This window comes from Streptomyces sp. NBC_00190 (genome assembly GCF_036203305.1).
GTDB lineage: Bacteria > Actinomycetota > Actinomycetes > Streptomycetales > Streptomycetaceae > Streptomyces.
Genome location: NZ_CP108131.1, coordinates 6,570,200 through 6,594,268, shown reverse-complemented (window position 1 = coordinate 6,594,268; position 24,069 = coordinate 6,570,200). Strand labels below are relative to the sequence as shown.

The following is a 24,069-nucleotide window of genomic DNA, read 5'->3' as shown; positions in this document are numbered from 1 at the left end:
GTAACTTACTCACGGGTTACCTACGGTAATCCGCTCCCGTTACCGTCGGGTCACTCTGACAACCCGGCGTCCGCGAGGAGCGATTGATGAAACGCACCACCACCGTCGCAGCCGTGGCGGCCGTGCTGGTGGCAGCCGCCCTGGGCCTGGCCCCCCACCAGGCCCAGGCGGCTTCCGCTCCCTCCGCGGCAGCCGCCGACGGCGCCTCATCGGAACCGACTTTCCATGACATCCCCGGCTCCGGGGGCATCACCCTCAAGGGCAACGTCTTCACCCCCGGCGGCGCCGAGGCGGGCCGGAAGTACCCGCTGATCGTGCTCCCCAGCAGCTGGGGCCTGCCGCAGATCGAATACATCGCCCAGGCCAAGCAACTCGCCGACTCCGGCTACGTGGTGGTCAGCTACACCTCCCGCGGCTTCTGGCTCTCCGGCGGCCAGATCGAGGTGGCCGGCCCGCCGGACATCGCCGACGTCTCGGCCGTCATCGACTGGGCCCTGGCCAACTCCCCCGCCGACGCGGACCGCATCGGCCTCGGCGGGGTCTCGTACGGCGCGGGCATCAGCCTGCTGGCCTCGGCGCACGACCCGCGCGTCAAGGCGGTGGTCGCGATGAGCGGCTGGGCCGACATCATCGAGTCCATCTACTCCGGCCGCACCCAGCACCGCCAGGCCGCCGGGATGCTCGGCGCCGCCGGCTTCCTCACCGGCCGCCCCGGCCCCGAACTCCGGTCGATCCTCGGCGACTTCCTCGGCTCCCGGCTGGACCGGGAGCAGCAGATGATCGAGTGGGGCAAGAAGCGGTCGGCCGCCGAGCAGGTGGACCGGATCAACGCCAACGGCGCCGCGGTCATGCTCGGCAACGCCTGGGGTGACACCATCTTCCCGCCCAACCAGTACGCGGAGTTCTACGAGAAGCTGACCGGCCCCAAGCGCCTGGAGTTCCGCCCGGGCGACCACGCCACCGCCGAGGCCACCGGCCTGCTGGGCCTGCCCAACGACACCTGGACCAACGCCCACCGCTGGTTCGACCGCTACCTCAAGGGCGAGCGCAACGGCGTCGACACCGAGGCCCCGGTGCAGATCAAGTCCCGCAGCAACGACGCGTACGAGGGCTACGCCGACTGGAGGTCGGTCGGCGCGGGCGGCACCGAGAAGCTCATGCTCTCCGACAGCGAGCACCTCTTCGCCAATGTCGACTCCGGGGCCAACGGCGGGATCCTCTTCCTCTCCAGCATCCTCGACCAGCTGGCCCAGGCGCCCCCGAGGGCCTCCATCCCGCTGCTCCCCCGCGCCTTCGCCGCGGTCTGGCAGTCCGGGCGCTACGGCGAGGCGCGCCGGGTCCGCGGCACGGTCAAGGTCCACACCACGGTCACTCCCACCAAGGGCGACGGCACCTTCGTCGCGTACCTGTACGACGTCGGCCCGCTCGGCATCGGCAAGCTGGTCAGCAACGCCCCCTACACGTTCCACGGGCGCACTCCCGGGCAGGCCTTCGGCGCGGATCTGGAGCTGTTCTCCACCGCCTACGACGTGCCCGCGGGCCACCGGCTCGCCCTTGTCATCGACACGGTCGACCCGCTCTACATCGAGCACAACCCCACCGGCGCACAGCTGACCTTCTCCTCGCCGCACACCGATCCCAGTTACGTGTCGGTGCCGCTGCGCGAGCAGTGATCCGCGGCTGCTGCCGAGCGGGGTGGCCCTCGTGAGGGATCGGCGGGACCCCCTCAGTGCCTGAGGATCGTGACGTCCCCCAGCTCGATCAACGGATCGACGACCATGCGCTGCCCTGCCCACTTGTCGGTGTGTCGAGTCCAGGCAAACTATCCAGCCCGGGAAGGGCGCTTCCCCTCGACACGCCTAAAGGCGACATAAACATCCCGGCCGGTCACCCCTCGGAGGCCTCCGCGTACGCCTGGCTGAGCTCGGGGGATCCGGTCATCGCCCAGGACACCCCCGACTCGATCACGTTCAGCTCGCGGCCCGAGGCCAGCCGGATCACCGGCTGGCCGTTGGGCCACACCTGCCAGCCGGCTCCGGGGATGGTGCGGATGATCACGGTCCCGAGGTAGAAGCCTGCGTCGTTGCCGAGCCACGGCACGGCCTCCGGATCCCGCCGCCAGCGGGGCATCAGCTGGTCGAGTTCCTCCAACGAGGCCCGGCTCTCGTCGAGTTCGAGTCCGGCCGCCCTCGCCTGGTCGCGCAGCATCTCGCACTCCGAGAACAACGCGGCCACACCCTCGGGATCACCGGCGAAGGCGAGGGCGAGACCCGCACCCCGTTCCGTTTCGCGCCGGTTCAGCCAGTTGTCCAGGAAAGGGATGTTCATACTGACCAGCGTCGCACCAGGATCCGCCCCTGACCACAGGGCGCGCCTGGATCCGCCGGCCCGGATCCGGACCGCGGCTACCGGTCGAGATCCAGGTCCACGACGACCGGCGCGTGGTCGGACGCGCCCTTGCCCTTGCGTTCCTCGCGGTCGACGTAGGCGTCGGTGACGGCCTTGGCGAAGGGCTGGTTCCCGTACACCAGGTCGATTCGCATGCCCCTGTTCTTGGGGAAGGCGAGCTGGCGGTAGTCCCAGTACGTGTAGGGGCGGTCGTACTTGAGGGGACGCGGCAGCACGTCGGAGAGACCGGCGGCCCGCAGCGCCTCCAGAGCGGCGCGCTCGGCGGGGGTGACGTGGGTGAGGCCCTCGAAGACGGCCGGGTCGTAGACGTCCTCGTCGGTCGGGGCCACGTTGAAGTCGCCGAGCACCGCGAAGGGGCGGGGGCCCGCCGCGTCCTCGGCGACGGCCGTGGTCAGGGAGCGGAACCAGTCCAGCTTGTAGCCGTAGTGGTCGTGCTCGACCTCCCGGCCGTTGGGCACGTACACCGACCAGACGCGCACGCCGCCGCAGGTGGCGGAGATCGCGCGGGGCTCCTGGACCCCTTCGTAGTCGGGCCCGCCGGGCAGCCCCAGGACCACGTCGTCCAGGCCGACCTTGGAGAGCAGGGCGACGCCGTTCCACCGGCCGGTGGCGTTGACCGCCGACTCGTAGCCCAGCTCGCGCAGCTCGGCGTGCGGGAACTGCTCCGCGGAGCACTTGGTCTCCTGGATGCACAGGACATCGGTGCCGGAGCTCTCCAGCCAGGCCAGCAGGCGCGGAAGCCGGGCGGTGACGGAGTTGACGTTGAACGTGGCGATACGCATACGCCCCAACCTACCGCCCGGCACCGACAGTCACAGGTCGGCGGCTTCCCCGGCGGTGAGCCGGCCGTGGTCCGTGCCGCCCAGGCTGTCCAGGGCCATGTCGTAGATCGGCCGGGCGATGTCGGACAGGTACGCGTCGTGGATGTCGATGGCACGCCGCGGCTTGACCTCACGGAGGTAGTCGATCACCTCGGAGACCTTGTTCCAGGGGGCGTGCACGGGAAGCATCAGCGTCTCCACCGCCGCGTCGGGCACGGTCAGCGCGTCCCCGGGGTGGAACAGCGAACCCTCCACGAGGTAGCCGACGTTGGTGACCCGCGGGATGTCCGGGTGGATCACGGCGTGCAGCTCGCCGTGCACCTGGACCTCGAAGCCGGCGGCGGTGAAGGTGTCTCCGTGCCCGACCGTGTGCACCCGGCCCGGGTAGGCGGGGGCCAGCCTCTGCGCCACACTGCGCAGGGTCCACAGGCCCGCCGCCGGATTGGCGTCGAGGGCGGCCCGCAGCCGGCCCTCCTCGAAGTGGTCGGGGTGCTCGTGCGTGACCAGCAGGGCGTCCGCCCCCAGGCCCGCGTCCGGTTCGCTGAAGGCGCCCGGGTCGATGACGAGCGTGCGCCCGTCCTTCTCCAGCTGCACGCAGGAATGCAGCCGCTTGGTGAGCTTCATGATCCCAGGCTAAGGGCTGTCCCCACCGCTACGGGGTCGTCGTGGACACCACGTAGACCTTGGGGTGCTCGGGGTCCGTGAGGTCGACGGTGACGTCCCGGGTGGGGCGCGGGTCCGGCTGCTCCAGCGTGATCCCGTCCCAGGTGCCCTCCGGGTTCCAGTTCCAGCCCGCGACCTCGGTGTCGTGCGGGGAGATCGAGACCCCGGGGGTCAGCGCGTCCCGGCTGGTGCCGAGGTCGGCCAGGAAGGCGTCCAGGTCGGCGGGGGTGACCGCCATCTGCGTGAACAGCCGGCTCGTGCGCCAGTTGTTTGTCTCCAGGAACCCGACCCGCCAGGCCTTGGGCGGGATCGGGACCTCGTAGATGCTGCGCTGCACCTTCGAGGGCCAGCCGGGACGCACCTTGGACGCGCCGATCCGGGCGGCCTTGTCGCGGCCGCTCTCGCGGCTCTGCTGGGTGGAGACCCCGAGGTAACCGGCGGGTACGCCGATCAGCAGCAGGATGATGATCGCGGTGATCCAGCGGCGCTTGACGACGTGCCCGCGGTCTTCGGCGGCTGGCGGCGGGGCACCGCCCTCGTCGGGGGCGGACGCCTGGTGGGGCAGGGTGGGCGGGGTCACTGCTCGTTCTGGTCCTTGGAGTCCGTGGGGCCGGTGGCATCGCGCCGGCCCAGCTGCGCGTAGCGCTCGTAGCGTTCGACCCGGCGGCGTGTGGCGCGGCGGAAGCGGCGGGCGACGAGCCTGGCGAGGTCGGCCGCTCCGACCATACCTGCCTCGGGGCCGAGCTCGGCCTTGGCGATCCGGGCCTCGGGGCGGTAGCCACGACCGGTGAGGTGGCGGCGGAAGGCGTCCCGGGCGGGGCCGATCAGCAGGTCGTCGGCGGCGCTGACGCCGCCGCCGATGACGAAGCAGGACGGGTCGAGGGCGGCGGCGAGGTTGGCGATGCCGACGCCGAGCCACTGGCCGATGTCCTGGAGCAGCTCGACGCACATGGCGTCGCCCTCGCGGGCCAGCTCGGTGATCAGCGGCCCGGTGATCTCGTGGACGTTGCCGCCGACCCTGGCGATGATGTTGTACGCGACCGGGGAGTCGGCCGCGGCGAGCTCGCGGGCCTCGCGCACCAGGGCGTTGCCGGAGCTGTACTGCTCCCAGCAGCCGCGGTTGCCGCAGGGGCAGCGGTGGCCGCCGGGGACGACCTGCATGTGGCCGAACTCGCCGGCGACCCCGTACCGGCCGCGCTTGACCTGGCCGCCTTCGAGGATGGCCCCGCCGATGCCGGTGCCGAGGGTGATCATGACGAGGTGGTCCTCGCCGCGCCCGGCGCCGAAGCGCCATTCCGCCCACGCCGCGGTGTTGGCATCGTTGTCGACCATGACCGGCACCGCGAGCCGGGACTGGAGGGCGTCGCGCAGCGGCTCGTCGCGCCAGGCCAGGTGGGGCGCGAAGAGGACGCGGGAGCGGTCGGCGTCGACCCAGCCGGCCGCCCCGATGCCCACCGCGTGCACGTCGTGCCGGTCGGAGAGGTCCAGGACCAGCTCGACGATGGTGTCCTCGACGACCTTGGGGCTCTTGGACTTGTCCGGCGTCTCGGCGCGGATCTTCTCCAGGATGACGCCGTCGGCGTCGACGACGCCGGCCATGACCTTGGTGCCGCCGATGTCGATGCCGACGGTCGGGACCCGCGGGGCGGTCAGGTGAGACCGGCGCTCACGGGTCCCGATGGTCCGCAGGACGGTGCCTCGCGCCGCCCCCCGGTGGGCGAGCGTGAAGTCCCGGTACGTGCTCATCGAGTCGTGTCGCCCTTGTCGGAGGAAGTGGAGCCGGAAGCGGAGTCGGTGGCGGAGCCGGATTCCGGATCGGCTGCGCCGGATGCGGCGCCTGGGCCCGATTCTGCCACTCGCTCCAGTTCGTGGCTCAGTTCGTCCAGCTCGGAACCGCCCGCCATCTGCCGGGTGAGCTCGTCCAGGGTGATCGAGTCGCGGGTGTGGCTGCCCGCCATGGTGCCGCGTTTGAGGAGCACGAACCGGTCGCCGACCAGGTGGGCGTGGTGCGGGTTGTGGGTGATCAGCACCACGCCGAGGCCCGCGTCGCGGGCGGCGGCGACGTACTTGAGGACCACGCCGGACTGCTTGACGCCGAGCGCGGCGGTCGGCTCGTCGAGCACGAGGACCTTCGCACCGAAGTGGACGGCGCGGGCGATGGCCACGCACTGCCGCTCGCCGCCGGACAGGGTTCCGATGGGCTGGTCGACGTCGCGCAGGTCGATGCCCATGCGCAGCAGCTCGGCGCGGGTGGTCCGCCGCATGTGGCCCACGTCGAGGCGGCGCAGCGGGCCGCGGCCCTTGGTCGGCTCGGACCCGAGGAAGAAGTTCCGCCATACGGGCATGAGCGGGACGACGGCGAGGTCCTGGTAGACGGTGGCGATGCCGCGGTCGAGGGCCGCGCGGGGATTGGCGAGCACGGTCTCCTCCCCCTCGATCTCGAAGGTGCCGGCGTCGTGCTGGTGCAGCCCCGCGATGATCTTGATGAGGGTGGACTTTCCGGCGCCGTTGTCGCCGAGGACACAGGTGATCTCGCCCGCCGCGACCTCCAGGGAGACCCCTTGGAGGGCGCGGATGTTTCCGTAGTACTTGCTGACCTCGGTCAGCTTCACCAGGGGCGTCGCGCCGTTCGTCGTCACTTGCTCTCCTCCGCCCGCTTGCGGACCCATGCGTTGAGCAGCGTCGCGAGCAGGAGCATCGCGCCCAGGAAGAACTTGAACCAGTCCGGGTTCCACTGGGCGTAGACGATGCCGTTGCTGGTCATGCCGAAGATGAAGGCGCCGACCGCCGAGCCGATGGCGGAGCCGTAGCCGCCGGTCATCAGGCAGCCGCCGATGACGGCCGCGATGATGTAGAGGAACTCGTTGCCGACGCCCTCGCCCGACTGGACCACGTCGAACGAGAAGAGGATGTGCTGGCCGGAGATCCACGCGCACAGGGCGACGCCCATGTAGAGGCCGATACGGGTCTTCACGACCGGGACGCCGGTCGCGCGGGCCGCGTCGGCTCCGCCGCCCACCGCGAAGATCCAGTTCCCGGCGCGGGTGCGCAGCAGGATCCAGGTGGCGACGGCGACCAGGGCCAGCCACCACAGGACGGTGACCTTCAGGGTGACCGAGCCGATGTTCCACTGCGAGGCGAAGAGGGCGCGCGCGGAGCTGAAGCCCTCCATGTCGGCGATGCTCTTGGTGGAGACCGATCCGCTGATCAGCTTGGTGAAGCCGAGGTTCAGGCCGGTCAGCATCAGGAAGGTGCCGAGCGTGATGATGAAGCTGGGCAGCTTGGTACGGGTCAGCATGACGCCGTTGAAGAGGCCGATGGCCAGGGTGACCAGCAGCGACACCAGGACGCCGACCCAGACGTTGGCGGTCATCTGGTAGCTGAACATCGAGGCGACCAGCGCCGAGGTCGTGACCATGACACCCGCGGAAAGGTCGAACTCGCCGCCGATCATCAGCAGGGCCACCGGGACGGCCATGATCCCGATGGTGGAGGCCGAGTACAGCACGGTGCTGAGGCTGGAGGCCTGCAGGAAGCTGGGGGCGGCGAAGGAGAAGAAGACGAAAACGGCGGCCGCGCCGACCACGGCGCCCAGCTCCGGGCGGCCCAGCAGCCTGCGGACCAGGGAGGTGGGCGCGAGGCGTTCGTCCGCGGCGGCGGCGGCGCTCATCGGGTGCCCCGCTTGATGAACTCTTCCAGCTTGGCCGACTCGGCGGCCGTGACGATCTGGGGCCCGGTGAGCACCGGGCGGCCACCGCCGAGCACGTCCGCGTTGTAGCGGTAGAGCCAGAGCAGGTCGATCGCCTCGTAGCCCTGGAGGTAGGGCTGCTGGTCGACGGCGAAGCCGAGGGCTCCGGACTTCAGGTCGCGGGCGACGGATTCGTTGAGGTCGAAGGTGTCCACCTCGGCCTTGCTGCCCGCCGCGTCCTTCGCCTTGACCGCGGTGGGGGCGAAGGGCGCACCGAGCGTGACGATCGCGTCGACCGAGGGGTCCGCCTGGAGCTTGGCTTGGATGGCCGCCTGGACGGAGGGCATGTTGGTGCCCTCGACGTACAGGTTCTCCATGACGCCACCGGACCCACCGAACGTTCTCTTCGCCCCGGCGCAGCGCTGCTCGTGGCCCACGTTGCCCTGCTCGTGCAGGACGCAGACGGCCTTCTTCTTCCCTCGCTCGGTCAGCTCGCTGCCGACCGCCTCGCCCGCGATCTCCTCGTCCTGGCCGATGTGGGTCAGTGCCCCGTAGGCGGCGGACTGGGCGGAGCCGGAATTGACCGTGACCACCGGGATGCCGGCCTTGACGGCCTTGGCGATGACGTCCTTGAGCGCTTCCGGCTTGGCGAGGCTCACGATGATCCCGTCGACCTTCTGGTCGATGGCGTTCTGCACGAACTGCGCCTGCTGCTGCGCCTGGTCGTCGTGGGCGTAGACGAAGTTGATGTTGTCCTTCGCCGCGGCCTCCTTGGCGCCCTTCTGGACGATGTCCCAGAAGGTGTCGCCGTCACCCGCGTGCGTGACCATCGCGAAGGTCCAGCGCGGGGTGGACACGGCCGGCCGGCCCGCCGCGGCGGCCTTCGCCCGGTCCTCGGCGCGCTTGCCTCCGGTGCTGCTGCAGCCCGCGAGCGAGGCCCCCAGTACCGCCGCGAGCACGGCGCCCACGACGCGTACCCCTGTCCGAACCCTAGCCACGTCGCCGCGCCCTTCCCTCGTCCGTGTCGTCCGTCATCATTCGGTCATTCCGGTTCCAGCCGCCCAGTATCCGCCACAGTGGACCATGGCGGGCCATCGGGGCATGCGCGGGCAGATTGACAGGTCCCCCGTACGGGGTCAGGTTGAGTTCATGCGCATCGGGCTCATCGGAACGGGCCGGATCGGCTCGTTCCACGCGGCGGCGCTGGCCCGCCAGGCGGACGCCGGCTCGCTCCTGCTCGCCGACGCCGACCCCGCGCGGGCGGCGCGCCTGGCCGACCGGCTCGGGGCCACCGCCGCGCCCTCCGTCGAGCAGGTCTTCACCTGGGGCGTGGACGCGGTGGTCGTGGCCTGCTCGACCGAGGGCCACGCCGAGCTGGCCGTACGGGCGGTACGCGGCGGCCTGCCGGTGTTCTGCGAGAAGCCGGTGGCCCCGGACCTGGCCCGCACCCTCGCCGTGGTGCGCGAGGTGGAGGCCGCCGGCGGCGTGCTCCAGGTGGGATTCATGCGCCGCTTCGACTCGGGCTACCGCACCGCCCGTGAGCTGGTCCGCTCGGGCGCCCTGGGGCGGCTGCACACCGTACGCACGATGACCGCCGATCCGGCTCCGCCGACCGCCGCGTACCTGGCGGCCTCGGGCGGTCTGTACCGGGACTGCCTCGTGCACGATTTCGACATGGTCCGCTGGGTCACCGGGCACGAGGTGACGGAGGTGTACGCGGCCGGGTCGGACGCGGGCCCGCCGCGGTTCCGGGAGACGGGCGACATCGACACGGCCGCGGCCGTGCTGACCCTGGACGACGGCACCCTCGTCACCGCGACGGGCGGCCGGATCAACGGCGCCGGCTACGACGTGCGGATGGAGCTCGCCGGGGAGCTGGACCAGGTGTCCGCCGGGCTGGACGACCGTACGCCGATCGCCTCGACCGAGCCGCACGGCCCGCCCCCGGCGAGCAAACCGTGGACGGGTTTCCTGGAGCGCTTCGGCCCCGCGTACGAGGCGGAGCTGGCGGCCTTCGTGCGCCTGGTGCGCGGCGAGGGCCCCAACCCCTGCGACGGCCGGGAGGCGCTCGCCGCGTTCCGGGTCGCGGAGGCGTGCGAGCTCTCGCGCCGCGAGGGGCGCCGGGTACGGCTGGAGGAGCTGCCGGATCTGTGAGCGGCGCCCGCGGCGCCTCACGCTGCTGCTGCGGCGGCTTCTGCGGCTTCTCATGTACGGCTACCAGCGCACCGGCAGCCGCTTCACTCCCCGGATCAGGGTGCCGGGGATCCAGTCGCGCGGGCCGGCGTCAGGGTCCTCGGCCAGGTCGGGGAAACGTTCCAGCAGGGACCGGACCGCGATGCGGCCCTCCATGCGCGCCAGCGGGGCGCCGATGCAGAAGTGGATGCCGTGGCCGAAAGCCATGTGGCTCTGGCCGGATCGGCGGATGTCGAAGACGTCGGGCCCGGTGAACCGCGCCGGGTCGCGGTCGGCACCGGCCAGGGAGACCAGCACGGGCGAGCCGGCCTCGATCAGGGTGCCCCCGATCTCCAGGTCGGCACGGGCGAAGCGGTAGGTGGCGCTCTCCAGCGGGCCGTCGTAGCGGAGCATCTCCTCCACCGCGCCGTCGATCAGCCCGTCCGGATCGGCGCGCAGGGCCGCCAGCTGGTCCGGGTGGGCGAGCAGGGCCCGTACGCCGTTGCCGATCAGGTTGACCGTGGTCTCGTGCCCGGCGACCAGCAGCAGGAAGGCCATGCCGATCAGCTCTTCCGGGGACAGCTGGTCGCCGTCCTCGTCCCTGGTCCGGATCAGCGCGCTGAGCAGGTCCTCGCCGGGGCGCTCCCGTTTGGCGTCGGTGAGCTCGGCCAGGTAGCCGGACATGGCGCGCAGCGCAGCGGTCTCGGCCTCGGTGCCGGTCGGCGCGACGATCTCGGTGGACCACCGGCGGAACGAGCCGCGTTCGAGGTCGGGTACGCCGAGGAGTTCGCAGATGACGGTCATCGGCAGCGGTACCGCGAAGGACGCGATCAGGTCGGCGCGGCGGTCGGGGCCGGCGGCCATCGCGTCGAGCAGTCCGTCGGTGACCTGCTGCACGCGCGGGCGCAGGGCCTCGACCCGGCGGGAGGTGAACTCGCGGGCCACCAGGCGGCGGAGCCGGGTGTGGTGGGGCGGGTCGGAGCGGAGCATGTTGGTGCTGAGGGTGGTGGTCGTGCGGTCGGCGTAGAGGCCGGCGGTCTGCCAGTTCTTCGACACGTCGGGGTGGGCGAGAGCCTGGCGGGCCTCGTCGTGGCCGACGATCAGCCAGATCCCTTCCCCGTCCGCCGTCTTGATGCGGTGGACGGGACCGCTCTCCCTCAGCCGCGCGTAGTGCGGGTAGGGGTTCTCGTTGAAGTCGTCGGCGAGGTTGCTGATGTCCAGAACTGGCATGGTGGCCAGCGTAGGGCCGCTGATCACCGTGGATGGGAGCGGTTTCGGACAATCGTTCAGCCGTCGACGGCGCGGCGGCCCCAGGCGGTACCGGCCAGCACGAGGGCGGCGCCCGCGAGGCCGAGCAGGCCGAGGTGCTCGCCGCCGATGGCGATGCCGGCGACCGCCGCCCACAACGGCTCGGTGCCCAGCAGCAGGCTGACGCGGGAGGGCGAGGTTCGGCGGACGGCCCACATCTGCACGAAGAAGGCGAAGAGGGTGCAGAAGGCGGAGAGGAAGAGCAGCCCGGCCCATTCGGCGGCCCCGAAGCCGGCGGCCACGGCCCACGGGTCCTCCCCGGTGCCGGGGACGCCCGCGAGCAGGGCGAAGACGAGGACGGCGCCGCCGAGCTGGACGGTGGTCAGGGAGAGCGAGTCGGCGTCCTGGACGGCCTTGACGCGGGCCATCAGCAGGACGTGAAGGGTCCTGGCGAGGGCGGCGCAGAGCATGAGCAGGTCGCCGGGGCTGGGCGCGGTGAACCCCCCGCCCTGGGTCAGCAGGACCACTCCCGCGACGGAGACCCCGGCGGCGGCGAGGAAGCCCGCCGAGGGCGCGCGCCGCTTCACCACGGCCTCGGCGAGCGGCGTGAAGATCATGGTCAGGCTGATGATCAGCCCGGCGTTGGTGGCGGAGGTGTGGACGACCCCGTAGGTCTCCAGGAGGAAGATCCCGCCGAGTACGAGGCCCAGCAGCCCGGCGCCGCGCAGCTGGGCCGGGGTCAGTGCCCGCAGCCGCCGCCACCCGGCGACGGCCAGCACCGGCAGGACGAGCCCGAAGCGCAGCACGAGTACGCCGATCACGGTCTGCGTGGTGGTGATGCCCTTGGCGGCGAGGTAGCTGCCGCCCCATACGACGGCGACGGCCAGCACGGGCAGATCGGCGAGCCAGGCCCGGCGGGGGGCGGTGACTGCGGGCGAGATCACGGTCACGGGGACGTCTCCAGCGGCGGCAAGCGGGTGGAGACTTCGGCGGCTCGCACGGGTGCGGGGTCACCGTACCGGAGCCGATCATGACCGGTCGAGCCATTTGCGGGCGGCCCGTGCGGGGGCGGCTCGCGGTGTGGCCGGTCGCGGCCGGCACGGCCGCCGACGGGCGTCAAGCCACGGGATTCAGGGACGTGACCGTGCGGGGGCGGGCGAGGCCTACTGGACGGACCCACTGCTCCACCTCACACCCCAGGAGATTCCCATGCCTCGCCCCTTCCGGAAGCCGCGCCTCCTCATGCTGGCCGCCTCGACCGCCGTGGTCGCGGGAGGCGTGCTGGCACCGACCGGCGCGTTCGCCGCCGCCCCGGCGGCGCCGCACGCGGTCGTGGCCGATGCCCGCGCCGCGGCCGCCGATGATCACGGCGGCAGCGACAAAGGTGCCACCCTCCTGGTGATCATCCGCACCGGGGACGGGAAGATCCGCGTCTGGCCCGACCAGGGCAAGGACGACGCCGGCAGCTGGGTCAGTCCCATCGGCCAGGGCGGCCTGCGCATCGCCAAGGCCGTCACCGGCGGATGACGCCCGCTCGTCCGTGCCGCGCATCGGTGCCGCCACCCCGTCCGGTGGCGGCACCGCGCTGCGGTGCGGGCGTCCTCGGTCAGTCCGCGAACGTGCCGAAGGTGGCGCGCCCCGTCGTCCGGTAGGTGTGGATGGCGATGCCGCTCGACGTCGTACGGGAACTCGTCAGCTCGCAGGCCGTCGGCAGCCCGCCGGTCGGGAACAGCCGGCGCCCGCCGCCCAGGAACACCGGATAGACGAGCAGGTTCAGCTCGTCGACGAGGTCCCGGGCCAGCAGCCACTGCGCGAGCTGCCCGCTGCCGTGGACCTGCAGCTCACCGTCGAGGGCGTCCTTGACCCGGACGATCTCGCTCTGCAGTTGCTCACCGTCGAGCACGGTGGCCGGGCCCCAGGCGGGCTCCTTGAGCGTGGTCGAGGCCACGTACTTCGGCAGCCTGTTCAGCTTGCTCGCGACCGGGTCCGCGGGGTCGTCGTGCTGCGGCCAGTACGAGGCGAAGATCTCGTACGTCCGCCGCCCGAGCAGAAACGCCCCGGTCCGGCCGAAGACCTCGGTGATGAACTCCCCCATGCCCTCGTCCGCGTACGGCACGAGCCACCCGCCGTACTCGAACCCGCCGCTGGTGTCCTCCTCCGGCCCGCCGGGGGCCTGCATCACGCCGTCGAGAGTCAGGAAGGTGGTGAGGGTCAGCTTGCCCATGGGTCAGCGCTCCTTGCTCGGTCGTCCGTACGCAGGTTCAGACTCCCGGGCGGCCCCGGACTCATCGGTGCGGCGCGCGAAGAACTCCATGTCCGATTCCCGCCAGCGCCGGATCACGGACTGCCATTTCATTGAACCCGCAACCATTTCACGGAGGAGGACATCATGAGCGGGTCCGGGTATGTGGCGCTGGTGACCGGCGGCAGCCGCGGGATCGGCGCGGCGAGCGCCCTGCGACTGGCCCAGGACGGGCTCGACGTCGCGGTCAGTTACGTCAACGACGCGCGGGCGGCGGCCGAGGTGGTCGGCAAGGTGGAGGCCCTCGGGCGGCGCGGACTGGCCGTACGGGCCGACGCGGGCGACGGGGCGCAGGCCGTCTCGGCGGTGGAGGAGGCCGTACGGGCCTTCGGGCGGATCGACGTCCTGGTCAACAACGCGGGGGTGGGCGTGCTCGGGCCCCTCGACGGGCTGGGCCCGGCCGAGGTGGACCGGGTGCTGTCGGTCAATGTCCGCGGCGCGTTCCTCGTGGCCCGGGCCGCGGCCGGTCACATGGGCTCCGGCGGGCGGATCATCACCGTCGGCAGCTGCATCACCCAGCGGGTCCCGGGCCCCGGCGGCACGCTGTACGCGATGAGCAAGTCGGCGCTGACCGGGCTGACCAAGGCGCTGGCCCGGGAGCTCGGCGGGCGCGGCATCACCGCGAACCTCGTGCACCCGGGCCCGGTGGACACCGACATGAACCCGGCGGACGGCCCCGGGGCGGAGCAGCAGGCGGCCATGACGGCCCTCGGCCGGTTCGGCACCCCGCAGGAGGTCGCGGCCATGGTGTCCTTCCTGGCCGGGCCGGACTCCGCGTACGTGACGGGCGCGGAGTTCGCGGTGGACGGCGGCTACGCGGCATAGCCCTCGCCGGGCGTGCGGGCGGGTCCGGGCGGCACCCCGGGCCGCGGTACGCCGAAGGGCGCAACCGCCGTGCGGTTGCGCCCTTCGGTCCGTGCGCGCCCCGGGGGTGTCGGCCCCCGGGGCAGTCGGCGGGGTGGCGTCAGCCGCCCAGCTCCTGGTGGCGGGCGGCGTGCGCGGCCGCGCCGGCCTCCGTCAGCGAGCCGTGCAGACGCAGGCGGGAGAAGCCGCCGTCCGGGAAGATGTCGATCCGCACGTGCGTGCCGACCGCCGGGGTGTCCAGCACGAAGCGGTGGTTGGTGTCGGGCTGCAGGCGGGTGCGCGGCAGGAATTCCGTCCACTCGCCCTCCTCACCCGTCTTGACCGACAGGGAGGCCCAGCCGGCCGAGTTGCCCTTGAGGTAGGCGGTGTCGATCTCGGCGGCGCGGATCTCGGACTCGGCGACGAGCTGGTAGCGGATCCAGTCGTTGCCGTTGTCGCGGCGACGGGCGGTCTCCCAGCCGTCGTCCATCTTGCGGGAGCGGCCCGGGTTGATGGTGTTGGTCGGCGGGGAGTAGAAGCGGTTGGACGCGTCCTGGACCGAGCCGCCGTTCTCCAGGGCGACCACGTCGAAGGTGCCGAGCGTGGCGAGCCACTTCGGGTCCGGGGCGACCTCGCCGTAGACGCGCAGGCGGGCGATGCCGCCGTCCGGGTGCTGGTTGACGCGCAGGTGCGTGAAGCGCTGCTCGGCGTCGACCTCGAAGCCGTTGGCCGCGTGGCCGCCGACCGGGGTGCGCGGGACGAGCACGGTCCACTTCACGTCGTCGCCGAGGAGCTCCTGCGGGGTCGGCGCGAGGGCGCCGTCCCAGTTGGTGCCCTCGATGGAGACGGCCTGCGGCATGTTGCCGCGGAAGTGGGCGGTGTCGACGACGATGCCGCGGATGACGCCGGGGGCGCCCAGGCGTACGAGCGCCCAGTCGTGGTCCTCGGGGGTCGGCCAGGGCTGCTCGGCGGAGACGCCGCGACGGCGGCGGGTCTCCCAGCCGTCCATGATCTTGCCCTTGTGGCCGAAGTGCTCGGGGTCGAAGTGCGCGGCCTCGGCGATGAGCAGGTTCTCGCGCTGGGCGAAGAACTCGTCGTTCGCGGCGATGACACCGGCGCCCAGCTCACGGGCGGCGAGGTTCGCGTACTGGGTGAAGGGGAAGTCCGCGGTGCGGTAATCCGCGTACGGGTCGCCGCCTCCGTACGGGTTCGCGTTGCCGGTGAAGGAGTCAATCGCCACTGTCAGTTCTGCCTTTCGAGGAGGAGGCCCGTGGGTTCGGTCGGGGTGCCGTGGTCGGCGATCTGCGTACCGCGCAGCCAGGTGGACTTCACGACGCCGTGCAGGGTCTTGCCCGCGTACGCCGTGACCCGGTTGCGGTGGTGGAGTTCGGCCGGGTCCACGGTGAACGTTTCTTCGGGGGCGAGCACGGCGAAGTCGGCGTCGCGGCCCGCCTCGATCGCGCCCTTCTGCGCCAGGCCCGCGAGGGCGGCCGGGGCGGCGGACATCCAGCGGACGACGTCCTCCAGGGAGCGTCCGCGCCGGCGCGCCTCGGTCCAGATGGCGGGCAGGCCCAGCTGGAGGGAGGAGATGCCGCCCCACGCGGTGGCGAAGTCGCTGGTCTTCAGGTCCGCGGTGGAGGGCGAGTGGTCCGAGACGATGCAGTCGATGGTGCCGTCCGCGAGCGCGTCCCACAGGAGGTCCTGGTTGGCGGCCTCGCGGATGGGCGGGCAGCACTTGAACTCGCTGGCGCCGTCCGGGACTTCCTCGGCAGTGAGGGTGAGGTAGTGCGGGCAGGACTCGACGGTGATCCTGACGCCCTCGGCCTTGGCGGCGGCGATCAGCGGCAGCGCGTCGCTCGACGAGAGGTGCAGTACGTGGACCCGCGCGTTCAGCCGCTTCGCCTGGGCGATCAGGTTCCCGATCGCGGTGTTCTCGGCGTCGCGCGGGCGGGAGGCGAGGAAGTCGGCGTACTTGGGACCGGGGACGGCCGGGGCCGCGTCCAGGTGGTGCGGGTCCTCGGCGTGCACGATCATCAGGCCGCCGAAGCCGGTGATCTCGGCGAGGGAGGCGGCCAGTTGGTCCTGGTCGAGCTCGGGAAACTCGTCGACGCCGGAGGGCGACAGGAAGCACTTGAAGCCGTAGACGCCGGCGTCGTGCAGCGGGCGCAGGTCCTTGACGTTGCCGGGCAGGGCGCCGCCCCAGAAGCCGACGTCCACGTGCGCCTTGGCGCGGGCGACCTCCTGCTTGACGCGCAGGTTGTCGGTCGTGGTGGTCGGCGGAAGGGAGTTCAGCGGCATGTCGAGGATCGTGGTGATGCCTCCGGCCGCGGCGGCACGGGTGGCCGTCCAGAAGCCTTCCCACTCGGTGCGGCCCGGGTCGTTGACGTGGACGTGGGTGTCGACCAGGCCGGGAAGCAGGACGTCGTCGCCGAAGTCCTCCAGCCGGGCTCCGGCCGGTACCTCGGCGTCGTGCGCCAGCACGGCCGTGATCTTCCCGTCGGCGACGGCCACCGAGGCGGCGCGCGTCCCCTCGGGGGTGATGACGCGCGTCGAGCGCAGTACCAGTTCCACAGCCAGGTCGGACACCGGAACCTCCCCATCCACTTCCACAGAGCGAAATTCAACGTTCTGTTGACGGAGTCTGCGGGGCGATCCGGAGCCAGTCAAGAGCGCCCGGACGGACCACTGACACACAGACACCGCAATTGGATGTTTCCACAGGATGGAATTAAGATTTCGCTATACAGAATGTAGCTACCACCATCAAGGATGGGAGGGTAACTTCCCGAGGACGTCCACCACCTGGACAAACCGCCTCTGACCGGCGGGGACGGCATCGCCCCTGCTCTAGGGCCGACGCCGACCGACCGGTAGGCTGATTCCTTGCCTGCCAGCACCGAAAGGACCGCGCCGTGCCGACGTCCAGCGCCAGCACCACCGACGCTTCCGCCAAGCCCACTGCCGCCAGCGGTGGCGTCCAGTCCCTTGAGCGCGCCTTCGATCTGCTCGAACGCATGGCCGACGCCGGGGGCGAAGTCGGCCTCAGCGAGCTCTCCGCCGCCAGCGGTCTGCCGCTGCCGACCATCCACCGCCTCATGCGCACGCTCGTGGCATGCGGTTATGTACGTCAGCAGCCCAACCGACGTTACTCCCTCGGCCCCCGGCTGATCCGCCTCGGCGAGTCCGCGTCGCGACTCCTGGGCACCTGGGCCCGCCCGTACCTCGCCCGCCTGGTCGAGGAGACCGGGGAGACGGCGAACATGGCCCTGCTCGACGGGGACGAGATCGTCTACGTCGCCCAGGTGCCGTCCAAGCACTCCATGCGCATGTTCACCGAGGTCGGCCGCCGGGTGCTCCCGCACTCCACCGGAGTGGGCAAGGCGCTCCTCGCCTACACCCCCGCCGAGGAGGTGCGTGCCCTGCTGGCCCGCACCGGGATGCCGGCGGCGACCGAGAAGACCATCACCACGCCCGAGGGCTTCCTCGACGCGCTGGAGCAGGTCCGCAAGGTGGGTTACGCGGTCGACGACAACGAGCAGGAAATAGGAGTCCGCTGCCTCGCCGTGTCGGTGCCGAACTCGCCGACCGCCGCCGCGATCTCCATCTCGGGCCCGGCGGGCCGGGTGACCGAGGCGCTGACCGAGTCGATCGTGCCGATCCTGCAGGGCGTGGCGGCCGAGCTGTCCGTGGCCCTGTCCAACCAGAACCCCGCCTAGCAGCAGCCCTGGCAGGCAGTCGTACGAAGGCCCCGGCCGCCCCTCGGAGCGAGGGGCGGCCGGGGCCTTCGCGTGCGTGCGGTGTGCCGGGCGGGGTCAGGACGCCGGGACCGGGTCCGGGCTCTGCGACAGGCGGCCGTCGGCCATCGTCGCCGTACGGTCCATCCGGTCCAGGTGGGCGTGGTCGTGCGTGACCAGCACCGTGGCCGTCGAGCGCTCGCGGGTCAGCGTGACCAGCAGGTCGAGCACGGCCGCGCCGCGCTCGTGGTCGAGGGCGCTGGTCGGCTCATCGACCAGCAGCACGGCGGGCTCGTTCATCAGGGCGCGGGCGATGTTGATCCGCTGGCGCTGGCCCCCGGAGAGCTGGTGGGGCCGCTTGTCGGCCTTGTCCGCCAGACCCACCGCGTCCAGCAGCTCCAGCGCGCGCCGGCGCAGCGCCCGCGCGGGCCGGCCCGAGACGTGCGCCATGACCTGGAGCTGTTCGGCGGCGGTCAGCGAGGCGAGCAGGTTCGGCTGCTGGAAGACGATGCCGATCTTCTCCCGGCGCAGGGCCGACTTCTCGGCGGCGCTCAGCGCGGCGGTGTCCCGGCCGGCGACGACCACCCGGCCGGAGTCCGGGGTGACCAGCGTGGCGGCCACGGCGAGCAGGCTGGACTTGCCGGAGCCGGAGGGGCCGATGACTGCCGTCAGGGTGCCCGCGGGAACCTCCAGGCCGACCGAGTCGAGGGCGGTGAGCCTGCTCTCGCCGTCGGGGTAGGTCAGGGTGACGTCGTGCACGAGCAGGGTCATCGGGCGCTCCCGAGGGCGGTCAGCGGGTCGACGGCGGTGATCCGCCGGATGGACAGGGCCGCGCCCAGGGCGCCGAGCACGATCATGACGGCGGCCGGGACGAGCACGGTGGCGGCGTCGAGCACGAAGGGCACGTTCCCGCCGCTGATCAGCGCGCCGAAGCCGGCGGCGAGCGCCGTGCCCAGCCCGGTGCCGATCGCCAGCATGACCACGGCCTGGCCGAGGGCGTCCTTCAGCAGATACGGGGTCGAGGCACCCAGTGCCTTCAGCACGGCGATGTCCCCGCTGCGCTGGATGGTCCACACGGTGAAGAAGGCGCCTATCACCAGGGCCGAGATGGCGAAGAGGAAGCCGCGCATCAGCTGGAGCGAGCCGTTCTCGGCCTGGTAGGAGCCTATGGCGCCCAGGGCCTCGTCCACGGTCTGGGCCTTGGTGGCGGCGGCCTTGTCCGCGGCCGCCAGGTCCATGCCGTCGCCCGAGACGGCGACGACGGTGGCGAGCGTGTCGAGGGAGGTGCCGGGGTTGCCGATGCGCTGCCAGTCGTTCAGGTCCATCCAGACGACCGGGGTGTGGCTGTAGGCGGCGGTGCCGGAGACCGCGGCGACGGACAGTTCGAGCGTGCCGATCCTGAGCCTGGCGCCAGCGGTGAGGCCGCCCAGCTCCTTCGCGGCCTTCTCGGTGAGGACCACCCGTCCCTGGGCGAGGCCGCTGCCGCGCGGGCCGAGCTTCCCCGAGGGCTCCACCCCGAAGACCGAGACGGCCGCGGTGCGCTCGCCCGAGGCGGCGTTGGTGGTGCGGATGCCGAGCGGCTCCGCCGATGTCACCCCCGGCTGCCCGCGCCATGTCTGCCAGGCCTTCTCCTGCACCTGGGAGTTGGTGAAGGACACCTTCTGGTCACCGGCGGGCGCGGCGAAGGCCAGATGGGTGGCGGGCAGCCCGGTGATGGCCGAGATGTTCTCCCGTGCCAGACCGGAGGTGAGCCCGGACAGCAGGCCGACCAGCAGTGTGATCAGCAGTACGACCGAGCCCATGAGGGCGAACCGGCCCTTCGCGAACCGTAGATCTCTCCATGCGACGAACATGTCCCCCACCTTGGCCGTCCGCGTGGACGGGGGGCATCGCGCCACGGTAGCGATCCTCGTATCGAAGGACGCATCCGGACATCAAACTTTCGGTTGACCGGGGGTGGTCCGGGCCCACTTAGGCTGGTCAGGTCATGGCTGCTCTGAATCCTGCCGCTCCGCCCGCTTCCCGCCCCCTCACCCCCGTCTCGAAAGTGCTGCAGCTGTGCCTGCACGCGCTGCTCCTCGGGCTGCTCGCGCTGGCCGCCGGACGGGCCGTCGCCGACTCCGCGCCCGGGGCCGGCTGGGTCGTCGCCGTCTGCGCGGCCCTGGCCGCCGTGTACGCGGGCGGCGTACGGGCCCCCGCCGTGCACGCGTCGCCGCGCGCCGGGGCGGTGTGGCTGGCCGCGCTGGGCGCGGCCTGGCTGGCCCTGCTGGCGGTCTCCCCCGACGGGCTGTGGATCGCCTTCCCGCTGTACTTCCTGGAGCTGCACCTGCTGCGGCTGCGCTGGGGGGTCGCGGCCGTCGCGGTGACCGCCTGCGCGGCCATCGGCGGTTTCCTCGCGCACAGCAGCGCGGTGACGCCCGGGGCCTTCCTCGGGCCGCTGCTGGGCGGGGCCGTGGCGGTGGCGACCGTTCTGGGCTACCAGGCGCTGTACCGCGAGAGCGAACGCCGGCGGGAGCTGATCGAGGAGCTCATCACGACCCGCGCGGAGCTGGCCGCGGCCGAGCGCGGCGCGGGGATCCTGGCCGAGCGGGAGCGGCTCGCCCGGGAGATCCACGACACCCTGGCCCAGGGACTGTCCTCGATCCAGCTGCTGCTGCGGGCCGCCGAGCGGGCGCTTCCCGTGGAGTCGCCGGCCGTGCCCCACATCGCGCGGGCGCGGGAGGCCGCCCAGGAGAACCTCGCCGAGGCACGTCGCTTCGTACGGGCCCTCACCCCGCCGGACCTGGAGCACGGGTCGCTCGCCGCCGCGCTGGAACGGCTGTGCTCGGGGGCGCCGGGGCCGCTGGTGCGGTTCTCGCTGAGCGGCAGGCCCCGGGTGCTGCCCACCCCGTACGAGGTGGCCCTGCTGCGGATCGCGCAGTCGGCGCTGGCCAATGTGGTGCGCCACGCGCGCGCCCGGCGGGCCGAGATCACGCTCACCTTCATGGACGCCTCCGTCACCCTGGACATCGTGGACGACGGGCAGGGCTTCGACCTCTCCTCCGCCCCGTCGGGCGAGGGCGGCTTCGGCCTGCCCGCGATGCGCTCGCGCGCCGAGACGCTGGGCGGGCTGTTCACCGTGGAGTCCGGCTACGGCCAGGGCACCGCCGTGGCCGTCACCCTGCCCCTTCCCCTGGAGGCCGTCTGATGACCGTCCGACTGCTGCTCGCGGACGACCACCCGGTGGTGCGGGCGGGCCTGCGCGCGGTGCTGGACACCGAACCGGACTTCACGGTGGTCGCCGAGGCCGCGACCGCCGAGCGGGCCGTGGAGCTGGCCGCCGCCGAGCCGGTGGACGTGGTCCTGATGGACCTCCAGTTCGGGCCCGGTATGCACGGCGCCGAGGCGACGGCCCTGATCACGGCCCGGCAGGGCGCGCCCCGGGTGCTGGTGCTGACCACGTACGACACGGACGCGGACATCCTGGCGGCCGTGGAGGCGGGCGCTTCGGGCTACCTGCTGAAGGACGCCCCGCCGGAGGAGCTGGCAGCTGCGGTCCGAACGGCCGCGGCGGGCCAGTCGGCGCTGGCCCCGGCGGTGGCGCTGCGGCTGATGGACCGGATGCGGACCCCGGCGGAGGCGCTGACGAAGCGGGAGCTGGAGGTGCTCCAGCTGGTCGCGGACGGCCTGTCGAACCAGCAGATCTCCAAGCGGCTCTTCCTCAGCCAGGCCACGGTCAAGTCCCACCTGGTGCACATCTACGCGAAGCTCGGCGTCGACTCCCGCACCTCCGCGGTCGCGGCCGCCGCCACCCGCCGCCTGATCCGCACGCCGTAGGGGGGCCAGCCCCAGGTCGGATACACCGGGCGGCAGGCGGGTGCGCGGACCGGACCGGCGGGAGCATCGGGGTGCCGAGTACCCGAGCCGAGAGCGAGCCCCCGATGTACACCGCCGTCGTACCCCGCCGACTCACGCCCCCCACCGAGGTCCGCGCCGCCTTCGTGCTCTGGCTCACGGCGGTGGCCGCCGGGGCGTTCGAAACCGCGCTCATGCTCGGCAGGGTTCCGGCCGACGAGATCGCCGTCGGCCTGGTGGTCCGCCTGACCGTCTTCACCGTGGCCGTCCTGGTCGCCTTCCGCATGCGCTCGGGTGCGCGCTGGGCCCGGATCACCCTGGCCGTCGGCCTCGGCGTCGTCGGCACCGCCTCGCTGGTCGTGGAGCCCCTGCGGTACCTCCTCGACGGGGGTTCGCTCGCCGACGCCCTGTCGCGCGCGGACACCCTCGACCTGGTCTTCGGCGCGAGCCGGGCGGTCCACCTGGCGGCCGTCCTGACGGCGGTGGCCCTGATGTTCCGCCCGGCGGCGAACGCGTACTTCCGCGAGCGGCCGTAGCCGCCGGGGCCTACGCCACCCAGTACGGCCGGTCCACCGCCGGGGTCAGCGGGACGCCCTCGTGGAAGGCTTGCGCGAGGAGGCGTACGCCTTCGTCCAGGCGGTCTTCGGGCAGCGTGTACGGGATGCGGAGCCGGTGTTCGAAGGTCCCCGGGTCCACCCCGAATCGGGCCCCGCGGCCAATGTGCACCCCGGCGGCCGCGGCCCGCTCCCCCAGCGCGGAGCTGACCGGCTCGCCCAGGTCGACCCAGAGCGAGAGCCCGCCGGGCGGCAGCTGCCAGGACCATTCCGGTGTGTGCCGCTGGAGGGACCGCACCAGGGCTTCGCGCCGGGTCCGCAGCTGCGCCAGGCGCGCGGGCACGGTCCGGTCCAGGCCCTCCATCAGCGGGAGCGCGACGAGCTGGTCGAGTACCGAGCCGGTCATGTCGGCGGAAACGCGTACGGCCGTCAGCTCGGTGATCATCTTCGCGGTGGCCCGGATCCAGCCCACCCGCAGACCGCCCCAGTGCGTCTTGCTGAGCGAGCCGATGGTGATCACGTGGTCGGCGCCGCCGCGCGGGGCCAGCGAGGCCAGGGGCGCGGGCGCGGGAACGTCCAGCGCGATGTCGGCGATCGTCTCGTCCACCACCAGCCAGGTCCCGGTGGCCCGGGTGGCCGCGAGCAGCCGCAGCCGCTGCTCCGGCGGCATCAGCGCGCCCGTCGGGTTGTGGAAGTCCGGGATCACGTACGCCAGCCGGGGCACGGTCTGGCGCAGCGTCGACTCGGCTATCTCCATGTCCCATCCCGCGTCGGAGACGGCGATCGACCCGGTGCGCAGCCGGGCGTGGCGCAGGGCGTCGAGGGCGTTCGCGTAGGTCGGGTTCTCGGTGACGACCCGGTCCCCGGCCCGGCAGAGCAGGCTGACGACCAGCGCGAAGGCCTGCTGGGCCCCGGCCGTGACCAGGATCTGCTCGGGGCGGGTGGGCAGCCCGCGCCGGGTGAACCGCTCGGCGACGGCCGTGCGCAGGTCGGGCAGGCCGAAGGGGTGGTAGCCGGGAGTGCGGGCGAACCGGGGCAGCCTGGTCGCGGCCCAGGCGAAGGCCTCCGAGAGGCTGTCCTCGGGCGCGCCCATGGCGGCGATGGCGAGGTCGATGCCGGGGTCGTCGTCGGCGCTGTAGCCGCCGGCCCCGACGAGGAGGTGGGCGCCGACGGGGCGGTGGCCGTCGGGGAGTTCGGTCCAGGTGCCGGAGCCGCGGCGACTGCGGACGTAGCCGCTCTCCCGCAGCAGGTCGTAGGCGCCGGTGACGGTGGCCCGGCTGGCGCCGACCGCCTCGGCGAACTCGCGCTCGGCGGGCAGCCGTACGTGCAGGGCGATGCGACCGTCGAGGATCAGCGTGCGGACGGCGTCGGCGAGCGACCGGTAGCCGGGGCGGGCCAGCACCTCGGCGGGGAGCAGGGCCGCCAGCTGCCGACTGCCGAGGGTTCTGTCCGCTGTCTGGACCACTCGCCCGTTTGCCATGCCAACCTCCCCTGATTGGCTCTGACGGCCAGGCCAATCGGGGACCAGACTCGCCGTATTGGACCCCGATTGGCAAGGAGCTTCGGCGATGCTGACCGACCGTGACGAACGAGCCCTGCTGGCCGCCGCCGAGAACCGGATCTCCGAGCCGCTGCGGATCGGGGCCGCGCTGGCCGCCGTACGCGGCGCCCTGACCCGTGGAAGACGGCCGGTCGCGCCGGCCCAGGAGCGAGAATCGGTGGCATGCCATCCCACACCGACCACACTGACCACCCCGACCTGACCGACCGGACCGACCGGAGCGGCCAGACCGCTTCACCG

The 24,069-nt window shown here is 72.4% G+C and carries 25 protein-coding genes; 9 read left to right on the top strand and 16 right to left on the bottom strand.

What is annotated here, in order from left to right:
- Positions 1–86: 86 nt before the first annotated feature.
- On the top strand, positions 87–1,673 hold the full coding sequence (locus OG429_RS30970) for a CocE/NonD family hydrolase (protein ID WP_328928544.1): 1,587 nt from the start codon (positions 87–89) through the stop codon (positions 1,671–1,673).
- 214 nt (positions 1,674–1,887) lie between these two features.
- Here OG429_RS30970 and OG429_RS30965 read toward each other — a convergent pair whose 3' ends face one another.
- From OG429_RS30965 to OG429_RS30930, 8 genes are all read right to left on the bottom strand, one after another.
- A complete protein-coding gene (locus tag OG429_RS30965; protein ID WP_328928543.1) occupies positions 1,888–2,328 on the bottom strand; it encodes a DUF6278 family protein in 441 nt (146 codons plus the stop codon).
- Positions 2,329–2,405: 77 nt separating this feature from the next.
- Complete coding sequence (locus OG429_RS30960; RefSeq protein ID WP_328928542.1) at positions 2,406–3,191, bottom strand: exodeoxyribonuclease III; 786 nt, start codon at positions 3,189–3,191, stop codon at positions 2,406–2,408.
- 30 nt (positions 3,192–3,221) lie between these two features.
- Positions 3,222–3,854, bottom strand: coding sequence for an MBL fold metallo-hydrolase (locus tag OG429_RS30955; protein ID WP_328928541.1), 633 nt, complete (start codon positions 3,852–3,854; stop codon positions 3,222–3,224).
- A gap of 28 nt (positions 3,855–3,882) precedes the next feature.
- Positions 3,883–4,473 carry a hypothetical protein gene (locus OG429_RS30950; RefSeq protein WP_328928540.1) on the bottom strand — a complete coding sequence of 197 codons (591 nt, stop codon included), beginning with the start codon at positions 4,471–4,473 and terminating at the stop codon, positions 3,883–3,885.
- Positions 4,470–5,639, bottom strand: coding sequence for an ROK family glucokinase (locus OG429_RS30945; RefSeq protein WP_328928539.1), 1,170 nt, complete (start codon positions 5,637–5,639; stop codon positions 4,470–4,472). Before OG429_RS30945 ends, OG429_RS30950 begins: the two co-directional genes overlap by 4 nt.
- Positions 5,636–6,562 (bottom strand): ATP-binding cassette domain-containing protein, encoded by a 927-nt coding sequence (locus tag OG429_RS30940; protein WP_328928538.1) that lies wholly within the window; start codon positions 6,560–6,562, stop codon positions 5,636–5,638. Before OG429_RS30940 ends, OG429_RS30945 begins: the two co-directional genes overlap by 4 nt.
- Positions 6,529–7,563, bottom strand: a complete 1,035-nt coding sequence (locus OG429_RS30935) for an ABC transporter permease (protein ID WP_328928537.1) — start codon at positions 7,561–7,563, stop codon at positions 6,529–6,531. Before OG429_RS30935 ends, OG429_RS30940 begins: the two co-directional genes overlap by 34 nt.
- On the bottom strand, positions 7,560–8,579 hold the full coding sequence (locus tag OG429_RS30930; RefSeq protein WP_328928536.1) for a sugar ABC transporter substrate-binding protein: 1,020 nt from the start codon (positions 8,577–8,579) through the stop codon (positions 7,560–7,562). Before OG429_RS30930 ends, OG429_RS30935 begins: the two co-directional genes overlap by 4 nt.
- Before the next feature lie 151 nt (positions 8,580–8,730).
- Here OG429_RS30930 and OG429_RS30925 point away from each other — a divergent pair, with 151 nt between their 5' ends.
- Positions 8,731–9,735, top strand: a complete 1,005-nt coding sequence (locus OG429_RS30925) for a Gfo/Idh/MocA family protein (protein WP_328928535.1) — start codon at positions 8,731–8,733, stop codon at positions 9,733–9,735.
- Positions 9,736–9,795: 60 nt separating this feature from the next.
- Here OG429_RS30925 and OG429_RS30920 read toward each other — a convergent pair whose 3' ends face one another.
- The gene (locus tag OG429_RS30920; RefSeq protein ID WP_328928534.1) at positions 9,796–10,983 is read right to left on the bottom strand and encodes a cytochrome P450 family protein; all 1,188 of its coding nucleotides are present in this window, start codon (positions 10,981–10,983) and stop codon (positions 9,796–9,798) included.
- A gap of 56 nt (positions 10,984–11,039) precedes the next feature.
- On the bottom strand, positions 11,040–11,951 hold the full coding sequence (locus OG429_RS30915) for a DMT family transporter (RefSeq protein WP_328928533.1): 912 nt from the start codon (positions 11,949–11,951) through the stop codon (positions 11,040–11,042).
- Positions 11,952–12,210: 259 nt separating this feature from the next.
- Here OG429_RS30915 and OG429_RS30910 point away from each other — a divergent pair, with 259 nt between their 5' ends.
- A complete protein-coding gene (locus tag OG429_RS30910) occupies positions 12,211–12,528 on the top strand; it encodes a hypothetical protein (protein WP_328928532.1) in 318 nt (105 codons plus the stop codon).
- A 79-nt stretch (positions 12,529–12,607) separates the two neighbouring features.
- Here OG429_RS30910 and OG429_RS30905 read toward each other — a convergent pair whose 3' ends face one another.
- Positions 12,608–13,225 carry a dihydrofolate reductase family protein gene (locus tag OG429_RS30905; protein WP_328928531.1) on the bottom strand — a complete coding sequence of 206 codons (618 nt, stop codon included), beginning with the start codon at positions 13,223–13,225 and terminating at the stop codon, positions 12,608–12,610.
- 165 nt (positions 13,226–13,390) lie between these two features.
- On the opposite strand from OG429_RS30905, the gene OG429_RS30900 reads away from it, so the two are divergent.
- Positions 13,391–14,128 carry an SDR family oxidoreductase gene (locus tag OG429_RS30900; RefSeq protein WP_328928530.1) on the top strand — a complete coding sequence of 246 codons (738 nt, stop codon included), beginning with the start codon at positions 13,391–13,393 and terminating at the stop codon, positions 14,126–14,128.
- A 139-nt stretch (positions 14,129–14,267) separates the two neighbouring features.
- Here the strand turns inward: OG429_RS30900 and alc are convergent, their stop codons facing one another.
- Complete coding sequence (gene alc / locus OG429_RS30895; protein WP_328928529.1) at positions 14,268–15,386, bottom strand: allantoicase; 1,119 nt, start codon at positions 15,384–15,386, stop codon at positions 14,268–14,270.
- A gap of 2 nt (positions 15,387–15,388) precedes the next feature.
- A complete protein-coding gene (allB, locus tag OG429_RS30890; RefSeq protein ID WP_328928528.1) occupies positions 15,389–16,732 on the bottom strand; it encodes an allantoinase AllB in 1,344 nt (447 codons plus the stop codon).
- A gap of 326 nt (positions 16,733–17,058) precedes the next feature.
- On the opposite strand from allB, the gene OG429_RS30885 reads away from it, so the two are divergent.
- A complete protein-coding gene (locus OG429_RS30885) occupies positions 17,059–17,862 on the top strand; it encodes an IclR family transcriptional regulator (protein WP_328928527.1) in 804 nt (267 codons plus the stop codon).
- A gap of 96 nt (positions 17,863–17,958) precedes the next feature.
- On the opposite strand, the gene OG429_RS30880 is transcribed toward OG429_RS30885, so the two are convergent.
- Positions 17,959–18,651 carry an ABC transporter ATP-binding protein gene (locus OG429_RS30880; protein WP_328928526.1) on the bottom strand — a complete coding sequence of 231 codons (693 nt, stop codon included), beginning with the start codon at positions 18,649–18,651 and terminating at the stop codon, positions 17,959–17,961.
- A complete protein-coding gene (locus tag OG429_RS30875) occupies positions 18,648–19,733 on the bottom strand; it encodes an ABC transporter permease (protein WP_328928525.1) in 1,086 nt (361 codons plus the stop codon). The genes OG429_RS30880 and OG429_RS30875 overlap by 4 nt, the downstream gene beginning before the upstream one ends.
- Before the next feature lie 134 nt (positions 19,734–19,867).
- On the opposite strand from OG429_RS30875, the gene OG429_RS30870 reads away from it, so the two are divergent.
- From OG429_RS30870 to OG429_RS30860, 3 genes are all read left to right on the top strand, one after another.
- The gene (locus OG429_RS30870) at positions 19,868–21,067 is read left to right on the top strand and encodes a sensor histidine kinase (RefSeq protein ID WP_328928524.1); all 1,200 of its coding nucleotides are present in this window, start codon (positions 19,868–19,870) and stop codon (positions 21,065–21,067) included.
- Positions 21,067–21,696: a response regulator transcription factor gene (locus OG429_RS30865; protein WP_328928523.1), complete on the top strand. Its 630-nt coding sequence runs from the start codon at positions 21,067–21,069 to the stop codon at positions 21,694–21,696. Before OG429_RS30870 ends, OG429_RS30865 begins: the two co-directional genes overlap by 1 nt.
- Before the next feature lie 71 nt (positions 21,697–21,767).
- A complete protein-coding gene (locus OG429_RS30860) occupies positions 21,768–22,250 on the top strand; it encodes a hypothetical protein (protein WP_328928522.1) in 483 nt (160 codons plus the stop codon).
- 10 nt (positions 22,251–22,260) lie between these two features.
- Here OG429_RS30860 and yczR read toward each other — a convergent pair whose 3' ends face one another.
- Positions 22,261–23,748 carry a MocR-like transcription factor YczR gene (gene yczR, locus OG429_RS30855; protein ID WP_328928521.1) on the bottom strand — a complete coding sequence of 496 codons (1,488 nt, stop codon included), beginning with the start codon at positions 23,746–23,748 and terminating at the stop codon, positions 22,261–22,263.
- An 88-nt stretch (positions 23,749–23,836) separates the two neighbouring features.
- On the opposite strand from yczR, the gene OG429_RS30850 reads away from it, so the two are divergent.
- Positions 23,837–24,031: a hypothetical protein gene (locus OG429_RS30850; protein ID WP_328928520.1), complete on the top strand. Its 195-nt coding sequence runs from the start codon at positions 23,837–23,839 to the stop codon at positions 24,029–24,031.
- Positions 24,032–24,069: the final 38 nt, after the last annotated feature.